This window comes from Flavobacterium aquaticum, from assembly GCF_003259835.1.
Classification (GTDB): domain Bacteria; phylum Bacteroidota; class Bacteroidia; order Flavobacteriales; family Flavobacteriaceae; genus Flavobacterium; species Flavobacterium aquaticum.
The window spans coordinates 1-14,344 of record NZ_QLMI01000009.1; the positions used below are offsets into that span (position 1 = coordinate 1).

Here is a 14,344-nt window from a genome sequence, read left to right on the forward strand (position 1 = left end):
TTTTTCAACTTTTTTTAAAGTTTTTTTGATTTGTTTAATCTTCAGCTTGTGTGTGAACTTCTGCTCTAATGCGGGTGCAAAAGTAGAAATCTTTTTTGTTCCCACAAGGCTTTTAGCTTCTTTTTTTTGTGTTTTTTTTATTGTTTTTCTTAACATGCTGATAACAAGGATTTAATATGGGAAAGTTTTTTACATCCCCCTAGCCCCCTTCGAAGGGGGAACGCTTTCTAAGAAGGATTCGTTTATTTTGTTTTATACTATATATATGTATAGTTTCAGGTTTCAAGTTTCAGGTGTGGGCTTAACTGCGTTAAGCAGTTGCCTGCTACGCAGGAGATTCCTATTCTGCGGAATGAAAACTCGCGGTGCGAGGAAAGAATGCTCGCGGTGCGAGGTGTTAGCGCACGCTTCGCGAGCCAGTGGAATGGTTATCTGAAATACTAAACGTCTTGAATAGCCCCGATGGGAGTGGAAATCTTTTTTTGCCATGTTTCGAATTCACTTAAATATAACATGGCAAAAAAAATTGTAGTGGACAGCGGGACTAAAAGTCTTTATGGAAAACTAAAAAGATGCTTCTAATCTTTTTTAACATTATACCTTATATATATTGTATGGATTTTATTAATGGTTTATATTTGCAACTTATAAATTTTAAAAAATGATAAAAGTTACTTTACCCGACGGGTCGGTTAAGGAGATGGCTCAAGGAGTTACTCCAATGGATGTTGCGAAAAGCATTAGTGAAGGTTTGGCTAGAAACGTGATTTCGGCTTCCTATAATGGTACCACTATTGAAACGACGACGACCTTAACGACGGACGGTACACTTATATTATATACGTGGAATGACAAAGAAGGTAAAAAAGCTTTTTGGCATTCGACTTCGCACGTGATGGCGCAAGCTTTGGAAGAAATTTTCCCTGGTATTAAATTAACGCTTGGGCCTGCGATTGATAACGGTTTCTATTACGACGTAGATTTTGGTGATAAAAAAATTACGGATGCCGATTTCAAAAAGATTGAAGATCGTGTGTTAGAAATTTCGAGAGAGAAACATGAGTTTAAAATGCGTTCGGTTTCTAAAGCTGAAGCATTGGAAATTTATAAAAATAATGAGTACAAAACCGAATTGATTTCGAATTTAGAAGACGGAACGATTACGTTCTGTGATCATTCGAATTTCTTTGATTTGTGTCGTGGTGGTCATATTCCGAATACAGGAATTATCAAAGCGATGAAAATTTTATCAGTGGCAGGTGCTTACTGGAGAGGTGATGAAAAGAATAAGCAGTTAACTCGTGTTTACGGAATTTCGTTCCCAAAACAAAAAGACTTAACGGATTACTTAGAATTATTAGAAGAAGCAAAACGCAGAGACCATAGAAAATTAGGAAAAGAATTAGAATTATTCCATTTCTCACAAAAAGTAGGTCAAGGTTTACCATTATGGTTACCAAAAGGAGCTGCTTTGCGCGATAGATTAGAGCAGTTCTTGAAAAAAGCGCAGAAAAAAGCAGGTTACGAGCAAGTAGTTACGCCTCACATTGGGATGAAAGACTTGTATGTAACTTCTGGACACTATGCTAAATATGGTGCGGATAGTTTCCAACCAATTCATACTCCAGCGGAGGGCGAAGAGTTCTTGCTAAAACCAATGAACTGTCCACACCACTGTGAGATTTACAATGCAAGACCTTGGTCGTATAAAGATTTACCAAAGCGTTATGCTGAATTTGGAACAGTGTATCGTTATGAACAATCGGGTGAATTACACGGCTTGACTCGTGTTAGAGGATTTACTCAGGATGATGCGCATATTTTCTGTACGCCTGATCAATTGGATGCAGAGTTCAAAAATGTAATCGACTTGGTATTGTATGTTTTTGGTTCATTAGGATTTGAAAACTTTACGGCTCAGGTATCGGTTCGTGATTTAGATAATCCGGATAAATATATAGGTAGCGTTGAAAACTGGGAAAAAGCTGAAAATGCAATTATCAGTGCAGCGAAAGATAAAGGATTGAATTATGTGATTGAAGCTGGAGAAGCGGCTTTCTATGGTCCGAAATTGGATTTCATGGTGAAAGATGCTTTAGGTAGAAGCTGGCAATTAGGAACGATTCAGGTAGATTACAATTTACCAGAGCGTTTTGAATTGTCTTATAAAGGTGCGGATGACAAGTTGCATCGCCCAGTTATGATTCACCGAGCACCTTTTGGATCAATGGAACGTTTTATCGCTATTTTATTGGAACACACAGCAGGAAATTTCCCAATTTGGTTGATGCCAGAGCAGGCTATAATCTTGTCTTTGAGTGAGAAATATGAAAATTATGCGAAAAAAGTTTTAGATTTGCTAGAAAATCACGAAATTCGCGCCCTAATTGACAACCGAAACGAAACAATCGGGAAGAAAATTAGAGAAGCGGAGATGAATAAATATCCGTTTATGCTGATTGTTGGCGAGGAAGAAGAGAAAAACGGAACCATTTCTGTTAGACAACGCGGACAAGAAGGAAAAGGAAATATATCGGTTACTATTGAGCAATTTGCTGCAATGATAAACGAAGAAATCAATAAAACATTAAAACAATTTTAAGTTTAACTAAAATCTTAAAGCCATAGCAATTAGAAACAACAGAGGTTTTCAACCTCGCGAAGAGAAAAAAGCAGCGCACCGTATCAACAATTTGATTCGTGTACCTGAAGTACGTTTAGTAGGCGAAAACATTGAGCCTGGAGTTTACAAAATAGCGGAAGCCCTTCGTTTAGCTGAAGAGCAAGAAGTTGATTTGGTAGAAATTTCTCCAAATGCTGAGCCACCCGTTTGTAAATTGATGGATTATGGTAAGTTTTTGTACCAACAAAAGAAGAGAGATAAAGAACTTAAAGCAAAATCGACTCAGATTGTAATTAAAGAGATTCGTTTTGGACCTCAAACAGATGAGCATGATTATGAATTTAAGAAAAAGAATGCCCTTAAATTTTTACAAGATGGTGCTAAATTAAAAGCATTTGTATTCTTTAAAGGTCGTTCGATTATCTACAAAGAGCAAGGACAAATTTTATTATTACGTTTGGCTCAAGAATTGGAAGAGTTTGGAAAAGTAGAAGCGATGCCAGTTTTAGAAGGAAAACGTATGATTATGTACATTGCTCCGAAAAAGAAAGGAAAATAGTTTTAGTGATAAGTAATTAGTGATTAGTCGCTGAACTATACAAATAGTGATTACCAAGTAATCCTACATGAAAAATAATAAGTAAGATAGATTATAAATACAGGAAGAAAATGCCTAAAATGAAAACGAAATCTAGTGCTAAGAAACGATTCAAAGTTACTGGTTCTGGAAAGATCAAAAGAAAACACGCTTTTAAAAGTCACATTTTGACTAAAAAATCTAAAAAGCGTAAATTAGCTTTAACTCACTCTACATTGGTTCACCCAACAGATGAGAGAAGCATTAAACAACAATTGAATATTATTTAATCGTTGTTTGGTTAAAACAATTTAGTAACCCTGGAGTGGGCTGAATGAAGAACAAAGTTAAAAGTACAAAGTATAAAGTATGATGTTCTACGTTTAAAAGTGTTGAGAAACCGCCTTACTGCAAAAAACATTTAAAATTATGCCAAGAGCAACAAATTCAGTAGCTACTAAAGCTAGAAAAAAAAGAGTATTAAAACAAGCCAAAGGTTTCTTTGGAAGACGTAAAAACGTTTGGACTGTAGCTAAAAACGCGGTAGAAAAAGCAATGGCTTATGCTTACCGTGATAGAAAACAAAACAAAAGAAATTTCCGTGCTTTATGGATTACGCGTATCAATGCTGGTGCACGTTTACATGGTATGAGTTATTCTCAATTTATGGGGAAAGTAAAAGCTAACAACATCGAATTGAACCGTAAAGTTCTTGCTGATTTAGCTATGAACCACCCAGCTGCTTTCACAGCTATCGTTAACAAAATTAAATAATTACGTCTAACTCAGTTTATCTTACTTATATATTAAACCCCGATGAAAATCGGGGTTTTTTATTTGATGTGGTTTTGATTGTGGGGACGGAATGGAATTCCGCGCTATCGGGATGTATTTTTATCATATAGAGAATTTATTGTGAACTCTCTTAATTAAAATCAATTTCTTTTGGTATTGGAAAACCAGCTTTTCTATATATTTCTAATTTCCATTTACTATCCTCAATTTTCCACTTCTTCATTCTAAACTTTGTCCCCGAAATTAATTGTCTCATTTCACTAATTTCTTTTTTATATTCATCAGAAGCTTCATCTTGCTCAGACTTAGATTTTTTATCCCATTCTGTAATTAGTTTCCACTTCTGAATTACATTTTCAATACTTTCTCTTTCATTCTGTTTTTGTCTTTCCCATTCAATATTATTTCTTTTTAAAACTTCACCTAGTAATGCTTCTCTAACTGGATGTAAGAATACTTTGTTTTTTCCTCTTGAACCAGTAAGTTTTAGAGTAATTTGATCATTGAGCCATTTACCCAAATATGTTTTTTGTTTTGGAATCGTATTATAATTTTTTTCATCCTCATAATATTCTTCTAATTTTAACAAATTTTCAGCCCACTTGTCTTCATTTGCAATATTATTAGTACCAAAGTTTTCTGGAACTTCCCATAAAAAATTTATAGATTTCATTTTCTCTTCTTCATAATTCCAATCCCACTTTGGGGTTTCAAGACCTTTTCGTCTTCTTTTTTGCCTAACACACCAAACACCAAGTTCAAAATATGGCAGACTTTTATTTCTTGTATTTGGTACATATGTGAAATCTAAATGACTTTGATATTTATTTTTAAAGGCCACCAATTCAGTAAATCTTATATCCCAAGTGTGTCTAATTTGTCCTTCCCATGCATTTCCTATAGGAAATCCAGCATCAATTAACTGACTTGCTAATTCATATGGTAACGCATCAGCTTTTATTAATTCTTTGATTCTTTTGTACCAATTGTATAAATCTCTATCCGAATTTTTTTTAGCAACAGCACCAGTAGATTTTATATCTCTTTTATAAATAATATATTTTTGTAAAAAATAGTTGAAATTTTCAAAGTCGCTTTTTGAAATTGAAATTAATTTATTTCTTGATAACTTATTGTCTGGTTCATCACCTTGTCCAAATTCATTTTCAAAAAAAGGTGTGTATATGTATTTTTCAAATGGATTTTCACCATCATTTGATTGAATCTCATTTGATTGATTGAGAGATTTAAATTGAGAATATAATAAACCCATTTTATCATATTTTTCAATTAATTCTTTGTCTAATTTAAAAACATTCTCATCTTTTAAATTTATTATGTCTTGAAAGTAGTCTTTTATCTCTTTTATTAATTTTTTTCCTTGTTTATCGGTTTCTGTTCTAAAATCTAGTTGAACTGATGCTTCGATATTGCTTAAAAAACCAGAATTTGTTAAATTTGATGAACCTATAATAACCCTTGAATATGTTTTACCTTCAAATAAAAAAAGTTTTGGATGATAAGTTATAAACTCTTCATTTTTATGATAAATGAATACATCAATCTTATTTTCTAGTAAAATTTCCAACGATTGTTTTGAAGTTCCTTTATTATCAACTCCAATGAAGAATACTACTTTTTTATTATTTTCTTTTGCTTCTAATAAAAATTTCAACAATTTATTAACTCCTGAAACAGCTGTAAAAGCAACAAAACCTGTAATAACATCAAAATTTGGACTTATTAAAGAAGTTGCTATTTGGTCCCCAACGTTTAATTTATTCCTTTTATTTAATCCATGTCCAATGAAATCTATTTGCATATTTTCTTAAATATTATTTTTATGTGCATTTTTGAAATATACTTGCAGTCAAATAGTACATCTCAAATATAATCAACTTTTCAATAATTCTGTAGTAAAAACCTTCTTTATTATTATTCCCCAGAATTCAATACCTTTACACTTTAAAAACATTACTTTGAGTACGACCAAAACCATAACCGGCTTTCATCCGAAAAACAAGCACCACGGCAAATACGATTTTAAAACTTTAATTGCGGCTAACCCTGATTTAGCGCCATTTGTTGCGGTAAATGAATATGGAACTGAAACGATTGATTTTGCTAATCCTGATGCGGTGAAAATGTTGAACAAAGCGTTGTTGTTGCATTTTTATGGTTTGAAAAATTGGGATATTCCAAAAGGATTTCTTTGTCCGCCTATTCCTGGACGTGCTGAATACATTCATCAAGTTGCCGATATTTTAGAAGATACGTTTGGCACGCTGCAAACGAAACATAAAATTCGTATTTTAGATGTTGGTATTGGAGCGAATTGTATTTATCCGATTATTGGTGTTTCGGAATACGATTGGCGTTTTGTGGGTAGCGAAGTTGATAAACAAGCTTTTGAAGCGGCTCAGGAGAATATCAATTCGAATCAAAAATTAAAAGAAAACGTTGCGTTGCGATTGCAAACTTCAAAACGAAATATCTTTAAAAATATCATTCTTCCAGAAGACAAATTCGACATGACGATTTGTAATCCGCCATTTCACAGTTCTAAAGAAGAAGCAAATAAAGGTACGATTCGTAAAAATAAAAACTTAGGCATTGAAGATTCTAAAAAACCAACCTTAAACTTTGGTGGCGTAAATAACGAATTGTGGTGCGAAGGTGGCGAACTAACGTTCATCAGCAATATGATTTATGAAAGCGTGCATTTTAAATCGCAATGCAAATGGTTTTCTTCTTTAGTTTCTAAAAAAGATAATTTGAAACCCTTGCTTTCGCATCTTAAAAAAGTAAAAGCAACCTACCAAATTACAGAAATGAAACACGGGAATAAAGTGAGTAGAATTTTGTTTTGGAAGTTTTAAAAGGTGATGGGTGATGGATGATGGGTGATGGGTTTTTAAGGGTTCTATAGTTCTCGATACATTTTGCATTTATAAATCTAAGGATTTACAAATACAAAACACTCGAAGTGACGGAAGAAAAAAATAATTAATAAAGAACATTATGCAAGAATTACATAAGCTTTTAGATCAATTACAATCGGATATTTCGTCTTTTGATAAAGTGAATTTAGCGGTTTCTTCGGGAAGTGTAGGTTGGCACATTGCGCATAGCTTAAAAACGATTGACCAAATTGTTACGGCTTGTAAACATTCAAATCCGTCGGAATATCAATGGCATTTTAATTTTAAACGCTTTTTAATTATGTCAGTAGCGAAAAAGATTCCAAGAGGAAAAGCAAGAGCTCCAAAAATCGTAAGACCTGAAGGTGATATTTCTCCTGAAACTTTGGCTTTAAGTTTAGAAAACGTGAGAGAAAATATAAAAAATTGGAAAAGTTTGGATAAAAATACTCATTTTCCACATCCGTTTTTTGGAGTTTTAAATAAAAAGGAAACGGAGAACTTTTTAGTATTGCATACCAAACATCATAGGATGATTATTAAGGATATTTTGAAATAAAAAACTACTCAGATTTTTTATTTATTTTTTCCATAATAATCTTTTCCATTTCTCCAATTGAGGGATCAATAGCTATTAGTACTCCTTTATCATCAATTAAAAAAATTGAAGGAATTGCTTTAACTCCATAGGTTTTGACAACTTCTCCATCAAATTCGCCATTTTCTAAAACATTATCCCATTTCATATTTTCTTTCTGAATGGCTTTAATCCATTTTAATCGATCGGCATCTAGTGAAACGCTAAGTATTTTAACATTATGCAACTTAACCTTTTCATATAACTTTGTTAATTGAGGTAATTTTTTTCTACATGGCACACACCATGAAGCCCAAAAATCAATAATTAAAATGTTTCCTCTATACGATTCTGTATTAATCAAAATATTATTCTCATTTGGTAATTCAAAATCAGTAATAAAATCACCAACTTGTATTTTTTCTCTAGGATAAAGCATCTCTTTTATGTTACTAATTAGATTAGAATTTTGAGCAACTGTATCAATTTTTTGAAAAATCAATTTCAAATCCTCAAAATTAGCTATTGAATCTTGAGCCGCAAAATATAAAAGTTCGCCAGAAAAATGATTTTTAGGATGTAACGAAACTATTTCATCTATTTTTTTGTACTTGTTTTTTTGCCAATTTTCGTTTCTAGGTAAAGACGCAATATAACTTGAATATTCTTTTTCTAACTCACTTGTTTGCGTTCCTGAAATATCTTTTAATACTATCCAATCATACTCGGTTTCATTGTATTTTTTTCTTTGAATTTCAATGGTAACATAAATTTTCTTGTTCTCTAAAAATACATCTTTATCCATTGATGATGTTCGATTAGTTAAAAATCGAGTAGCATAAACAATTTCTTCAGACGTAATTCCAGAAAAATAAAATTTATTAGCAACAACTAAACAACTATCTTTCTTATCATTGTAATTAAAAAACAAATACCCATTGTAATTTCCTTCAATTTGTCCAAAAATCTCGAATTTATTTCTTCCATCTTGAGCAGAAAGTAGATTAACAATAAAGAATAATGATATAAATATGGTTTTAATTAAATTCATAAAAGAAGTGTTACGTTTTCAACTTTTTCTTTCTTGCAGCAGGAAACAAGACATTATTCAAAATCAAGCGATAACCTGGCGAATTTGGATGTAAGTCCAATACTGTTGGAGCATCTCCTACTCTATGTTGATAATCTTCTGGATCGTGACCTCCATAAAACGTAAACATTCCTTTTCCTTTGGTTCCATGAATGTATCTTGCTTCACCATTGATTTTACATTCGCCCATTACTAAGACGTTGGATTTTATTTTCTCGGCATCAAAAGCGGTAGTTTGCCCCATGAAACCTTTTACTAATTGGGTGTGATTTTGGCACAACATTGTAGGAATTGGATCCCATTTTGCCGAATATTCCATTAAAGTGAAATAGTCTTTATCCATAGAAAAAGCACCTTTTCCGTGTTCTTCAGTAGTATCAATATCGGAGAATTCGTAAACCATTGGATTTCGAACTAAAGTATAATCTTTGAAAGCAAATGTGCTCGTGTAATCTATTCGGGATTGATAATTAGCTTCTGAATCATCACCATCAAACATAGGCTCGCAAATATCAACTCCTTCGGCCGAAAGTGCAATATCAAAACTATCGGTTGCCGAACACATCGCAAACATAAATCCGCCACCAATTACAAAATCTCTGATTTTTTTAGCCACAGCCAACTTTTCCTCCGAAACTTTGTTGTAACCTAACTTCTTTGCCAAAGCTTCAGCATCAGCTTTTTGTTGGATGTACCAAGGTGTATTTCTATAATTTCCAAAGAACTTTCCGTACTGACCTGTGAAATCTTCGTGATGCAAGTGCAACCAATCATATAACAACAATTGATCAGACAACACTTCTTCATCGTAAATTTCTGTATAGGGAATTTCAGCATAGGTTAACACCATAGTTACGGCATCATCCCAAGGTTGTTTTCCTTTTGGAGTATAAACTGCAATTTTGGGTGCTTTTTCTAAAACAACCGTTTCCATATTTTGCGATGGCGAACTGATATCTTCTAAAATTGAATTTGTAGCGGCATCCGATAACACTTCAAAAGTAACACCACGAATTTGACATTCTTTTCTGATTTCAGGCGCGTCGGGTAATAAAAACGAACCGCCTCTATAGTTTAACAACCAACTTACTTTGTAACTTTTATCTAAAGCCCAATAGGTAATTCCGTATGCTTTTAAGTGATTTTGTTGTCCTTCAGCCTCCATTGGTAATAAAACAAAAGAAGCTCTACTCGAAAATGAGCAAAGAAAAAAGAATACTATAAATAGGTTGAGTCCTTTAAATTTCATGGATTACAAATATAATTGACTAATTTATAACATTTCTAACAAATATCATTTATCGAAATGTTAAAGTCGTACCCCCGTAAAAATACCTGGTTACCCCCGTAAAAATACCTGGTTTGAAAATCAGGTATTTTTACGCTTACACAGGATTTTTTTTTGTCATAGTTTTGACTTGTATCAAAATAAGAAAAAAAGATGGACACAAACAGTAGTAATTTATCGTTAATAAACTCGAAAGAAATGAAATTGTTAAAAAGAATCGGATATATTGTGCTTATTATAACTATCCTGGTGTATTTTGTTTTAGTTTTTCAATTCTGCAGAACTTATTAATAAATTTGTAAATACACTTTTTAAGACTCTATATCGTTATGAGAGTCTTCTAGGTTTATGATTTTGTTTTGTATGGCAAATATGACTAATCCTGCCATATTTTTAGAATTTGTTTTTAGCAAAAGGTTATTTCTGTGACCATCCACTGTTCTCGTGCTTAAGCTTAGCATTTCACCAATTTCGGAAGAACTATATTGTTTACAAATTAATTCCAACACTTCTTTTTCTCTTTCCGTTAAGAAATCTTCATCTAAAACGGTTCTTGAAGTTGCATTTGAAATCATGTTTTGATGAATTACTTCCATCACGATTTCATTGTAATAAAATCCTTTTTGAGCTACTTCGTTAACGGTTTTAATCATATCAATTGGAGAAGCATTTTTAACTAAATAAGATGCCGCGCCCACATTAATCATATTAGCAATAAACGATTTGGTATTGTAACTCGTTAAAGCAATGATTCGAATTGCTGGAAAATCTTTGTGAATTAATTTAGTTGCTTCTACTCCATTTAATAATGGCATTTTTAAATCCATCATAATGATATCAGGAAGTTCGGTAGTAGTTTTCAAATGCTCCACTAACTCACTACCATTGGAAGCTTCAAAAATAATTTCAAAATTAGGCTCACGCTGAAGTAAGAAATAAATTCCTTTTCTGAACAATTCTTCATCGTCTGCTAAAATTATTTTGACTTTATTTTCCATTAATTAAAATTAAATATCATTTTTACTCCTTCATTTGGTTTAGAAGTAAAATTGAAATTCCCCCCTAAGAAGTTAATTCTACTTTCTATATTCTTCATTCCCAAACCTTTTTGATTTTCTTCACTTGAACTATCAAAACCTAATCCATTATCAATATAAGTACAGGTTTTTTGGTTATCGAAATTAGTAAATTGGATTGAAATTTCAGTAGCTTTTCCGTGTCGAAGCGAATTATTTAACAATTCTTGTAAGATGCGAAATATATGTAGATGTTTTTCAATAGGATAGCTTTCGAAGTCAAGTTGGTTTTCGTAAGAAACTTTAACAGTTTTGGTACTGTTAAACTCTTCTACGAGTTCTTCAATTCCGGCATGAAGTCCAAATTTCTCTAAAACGGGTGGTAATAAATCGTGTGCAATACGTCTTGAATTCTCTAACGCTTTTTGTGTTAATTCGATGATATTATTGGTAATTTCTAATTGTTCCGATTCGCTTAGATTAGGAGTTTTTAATAAATGACTATTTAACGAAACTACATTCAATTTTGAACTAATATCATCATGCAAATCTTGAGCAATACGTTTGCGTTCTTCTTCTTGGGTTATTAAAACCGAATTCAACAACTCTTTTTGGTGTTCAATTTCTAAGTTTTTTTTATCAACTTCAATTTGAACGATTTTTTTTCTTGAAAAATAGAAAAACAAAATCAGTACCAAAAACATGGATATAAAAGCAAGTAATATGAAAAATACTCCTTGAATTATTTCGCTATTTTCTAAATTAATTGAGTTCATTTTTATTAAAATAAATTAATTTCCATTGGTAAAAGAAAAATCCAAATTTTATGTATTGAAGTGTAATATTTATTATTGTCATCACATCGCCTATTTTGTCATCAATATCCAAAACAACATATAACCTATAAATTAAGAAAATAAAAGTACTTGTAAATAAATAAAACAACAAACCAATATTACCGTAATAAAAATCTGATTTTTCGCCAAGATTATTATACAAATGCATACTTGAATAAACAATTAAAGGCATTGTTGTTAAGTATGGTTCCAAATGATTATACTCAAAAAACAAATTCGGATCAATAAGATATCGAGACAATAAAAAAACTGGAAGCACAATTAGTAGAATGTAAACTGTAAGTAACTGTGCTCTTGTTTTTAACAATAAAGAAAAAAAATAACTTAAGATTACAAATTGAAACAATTCATAAAAATGTTGCATAAAAACATTATAAATACGAAACCATCTCCATAAATTAGAACTAATAAAATCTATTAATAAAACACCTATTATATAAAATGTAAAAATCTTATAGGTTTTCCCACTTTTGAAAAAACCTATAAGATAAAGCGAGCATAATAATGCCGACGTTATGAATAAATAACCTGAAGGTTTCAATATTACTAACTATGGATTGTAAAGAGGACTCGTGGGATCACAATTCTTTGGACAAGGTTCTGTATTATCATAAATCAAATGGTTAGCATCTATTAAATCTTTACCATTTGCATCTACACCTACAAACATTAATTTTTGTGTTCCTGTTTCATCTACTCCCATGTAAGCTCTCACATCAACAACTCCATTTGTTGCTAATAGTTCTGATAATGCTCCTCCAGGAATTAAATGACCTTTTGCTAAATCTTTTGGGGGGTTAGTTCTCCATGATGTTGCCCATGCTTTGGCTACATCGAGAGTAATTGTAAAATCTGGCATATTTTTAAATTTTTTATAATTGAATTATAAATGTAATAAAAAAGAAATAAAAAAAACAGGCTAATTGCCTGTTTTTAACTTTTAATCTATTTTTTTTTAAAACGGAACATCAGAATCATCATCAAATGAATTCATGGTACTACCAAAAGCTTCATTAGGCGTAGGTAAATTTGGCGTGATAAATGGATTACTATCATCTAAATTCATTTTTGAGGGCAATGCATCGAAAGGCGAACTAAAATCATCTAAATTATCAAACTTTCCTAAGTTACCAATGAATTTCAATCGGATGTTATCTAAGCCTCCATTACGGTGTTTTGCTACGATAAACTCGGCTTGACCTTGAGTTGGCGAACGCTCTTCGTCATCCCATTCGTCAATTTTATAATATTCTGGACGGTAAATAAACGATACGATATCGGCATCTTGCTCAATTGCTCCTGATTCCCTTAAGTCGGAAAGTAACGGACGTTTACTAGAACCACGAGTTTCAACGGCACGAGATAACTGCGAAAGCGCAATTACCGGAACGTTCAATTCTTTTGCTAATGCTTTTAAATTTCTAGAAATAGTTGAAATTTCTTGCTCACGGTTACCGCCTCCTTTTCCGTTTCCACCTGCTGTCATCAATTGAAGGTAATCGATTACAATCATTTTGATGCCGTATTGCGATGAAAGTCGTCTTGCTTTTGCACGTAAATCGAAAATCGATAACGATGGTGTATCATCAATATATAAAGGTGCTTTTTCCAAGTCTTTCACCTTAATAGACAATTGCTCCCATTCGTGTTTTTCTAATTTTCCTGTTCTTAATTTCTCAGAAGACAATCCTGTTTCAGACGAAATCAAACGTGTAATTAACTGTACAGATGACATCTCTAATGAGAAAAAGGCCACTGGCGCACCATAATCGATAGCCATATTTCGTGCCATTGATAACGTAAAAGCCGTTTTACCCATACCTGGACGAGCTGCCACAATAATTAAATCCGAAGGTTGCCATCCAGAAGTTAATTTATCTAAATTGTGAAATCCTGTTGGAATTCCACTCAAACCTTCTTTACCTGCAATTTCTTCAATACGTTTTTTTGCCTGAATCACTAAACTTTGTGCAGTTTCCGAACTACGTTTGATGTTTCCTTGCGTTACTTCGTATAATTTTGATTCTGCTTTATCTAACAAATCGAATACATCAGTAGATTCATCATACGATTCTTCAATAATTTCGCTTGAAATTTTAATCAAACTTCTTTGAATAAATTTTTGAAGAATAATACGTGAGTGAAACTCAATGTGAGCCGAAGATGATATCTTTTGCGTTAACTGAATCAAGTAAAAATCACCACCTGAAAGTTCTAGTTTTCCGTTTTTCTTTAATTGAGCAGAAACGGTTAATAAGTCGATAGGCTGTGTTTCGTTAAACAACTGAACAATAGCTTCAAAAATGTACTTGTGAGCGTCTTTATAAAAGGCATCTGGTTGTAAAATATCAATTACTTCATCTACCCCTTTTTTATCAATCATCATGGCACCAAGTACCGCTTCTTCTAGGTCTAACGCCTGAGGAGGTAGTTTTCCTTTTTCCAAATTGATAATCGTAGTTTTATCTACTTTTATCGGGTTCATATTTCTGACATTTTCCATATTGCGAAGTTAACCAAAATTTACAAAAAAACGTTTTGAGTTCTTAATACCAAACTGTTAATAACTTAAAAAAAGTGTTGATAAGCCAAAAAAAATC

General features: G+C 32.3%; 14 protein-coding genes. 6 read left to right on the plus strand and 8 right to left on the minus strand.

What is annotated here, in order from left to right; all coding sequences use genetic code 11:
* Positions 1 to 661 precede the first annotated feature (661 nt).
* From thrS to rplT, 4 genes are all read left to right on the plus strand, one after another.
* On the plus strand, positions 662 to 2,602 hold the full coding sequence (gene thrS / locus B0I03_RS12240; protein WP_111567729.1) for a threonine--tRNA ligase: 1,941 nt from the start codon (positions 662 to 664) through the stop codon (positions 2,600 to 2,602).
* Between the two features lie 28 nt (positions 2,603 to 2,630).
* The gene (gene infC / locus B0I03_RS12245; protein ID WP_262510486.1) at positions 2,631 to 3,182 is read left to right on the plus strand and encodes a translation initiation factor IF-3; all 552 of its coding nucleotides are present in this window, start codon (positions 2,631 to 2,633) and stop codon (positions 3,180 to 3,182) included.
* A gap of 110 nt (positions 3,183 to 3,292) precedes the next feature.
* Entirely contained in the window at positions 3,293 to 3,490 is a 198-nt protein-coding gene (rpmI, locus tag B0I03_RS12250; RefSeq protein ID WP_026726127.1) for a 50S ribosomal protein L35, read from the plus strand.
* A 139-nt stretch (positions 3,491 to 3,629) separates the two neighbouring features.
* Positions 3,630 to 3,974, plus strand: coding sequence for a 50S ribosomal protein L20 (gene rplT, locus B0I03_RS12255; protein WP_026726128.1), 345 nt, complete (start codon positions 3,630 to 3,632; stop codon positions 3,972 to 3,974).
* A gap of 151 nt (positions 3,975 to 4,125) precedes the next feature.
* On the opposite strand, the gene B0I03_RS12260 is transcribed toward rplT, so the two are convergent.
* Complete coding sequence (locus tag B0I03_RS12260) at positions 4,126 to 5,817, minus strand: phospholipase D-like domain-containing protein (RefSeq protein WP_111567731.1); 1,692 nt, start codon at positions 5,815 to 5,817, stop codon at positions 4,126 to 4,128.
* A 157-nt stretch (positions 5,818 to 5,974) separates the two neighbouring features.
* Between B0I03_RS12260 and rlmF the strand changes: the two genes are divergently transcribed.
* The gene (rlmF, locus tag B0I03_RS12265; RefSeq protein WP_111567732.1) at positions 5,975 to 6,874 is read left to right on the plus strand and encodes a 23S rRNA (adenine(1618)-N(6))-methyltransferase RlmF; all 900 of its coding nucleotides are present in this window, start codon (positions 5,975 to 5,977) and stop codon (positions 6,872 to 6,874) included.
* A gap of 142 nt (positions 6,875 to 7,016) precedes the next feature.
* Complete coding sequence (locus B0I03_RS12270) at positions 7,017 to 7,475, plus strand: DUF1569 domain-containing protein (RefSeq protein ID WP_111567733.1); 459 nt, start codon at positions 7,017 to 7,019, stop codon at positions 7,473 to 7,475.
* 4 nt (positions 7,476 to 7,479) lie between these two features.
* Here the strand turns inward: B0I03_RS12270 and B0I03_RS12275 are convergent, their stop codons facing one another.
* The 7 genes from B0I03_RS12275 to dnaB form a co-directional block, all read right to left on the minus strand.
* Positions 7,480 to 8,544 (minus strand): TlpA disulfide reductase family protein, encoded by a 1,065-nt coding sequence (locus tag B0I03_RS12275; RefSeq protein WP_111567734.1) that lies wholly within the window; start codon positions 8,542 to 8,544, stop codon positions 7,480 to 7,482.
* Between the two features lie 10 nt (positions 8,545 to 8,554).
* On the minus strand, positions 8,555 to 9,832 hold the full coding sequence (locus B0I03_RS12280; protein WP_111567735.1) for an asparagine synthetase B: 1,278 nt from the start codon (positions 9,830 to 9,832) through the stop codon (positions 8,555 to 8,557).
* 350 nt (positions 9,833 to 10,182) lie between these two features.
* On the minus strand, positions 10,183 to 10,869 hold the full coding sequence (locus B0I03_RS12285) for a response regulator transcription factor (protein ID WP_111567736.1): 687 nt from the start codon (positions 10,867 to 10,869) through the stop codon (positions 10,183 to 10,185).
* On the minus strand, positions 10,869 to 11,663 hold the full coding sequence (locus tag B0I03_RS12290) for a sensor histidine kinase (protein ID WP_111567737.1): 795 nt from the start codon (positions 11,661 to 11,663) through the stop codon (positions 10,869 to 10,871). Before B0I03_RS12290 ends, B0I03_RS12285 begins: the two co-directional genes overlap by 1 nt.
* Entirely contained in the window at positions 11,650 to 11,916 is a 267-nt protein-coding gene (locus B0I03_RS13170; protein WP_146603297.1) for a hypothetical protein, read from the minus strand. Before B0I03_RS13170 ends, B0I03_RS12290 begins: the two co-directional genes overlap by 14 nt.
* 378 nt (positions 11,917 to 12,294) lie before the next feature.
* Positions 12,295 to 12,603, minus strand: coding sequence for a hypothetical protein (locus tag B0I03_RS12300; RefSeq protein WP_111567739.1), 309 nt, complete (start codon positions 12,601 to 12,603; stop codon positions 12,295 to 12,297).
* Between the two features lie 96 nt (positions 12,604 to 12,699).
* Positions 12,700 to 14,247, minus strand: a complete 1,548-nt coding sequence (dnaB, locus tag B0I03_RS12305; RefSeq protein WP_111567740.1) for a replicative DNA helicase — start codon at positions 14,245 to 14,247, stop codon at positions 12,700 to 12,702.
* Between the last annotated feature and the right edge of the window lie 97 nt (positions 14,248 to 14,344).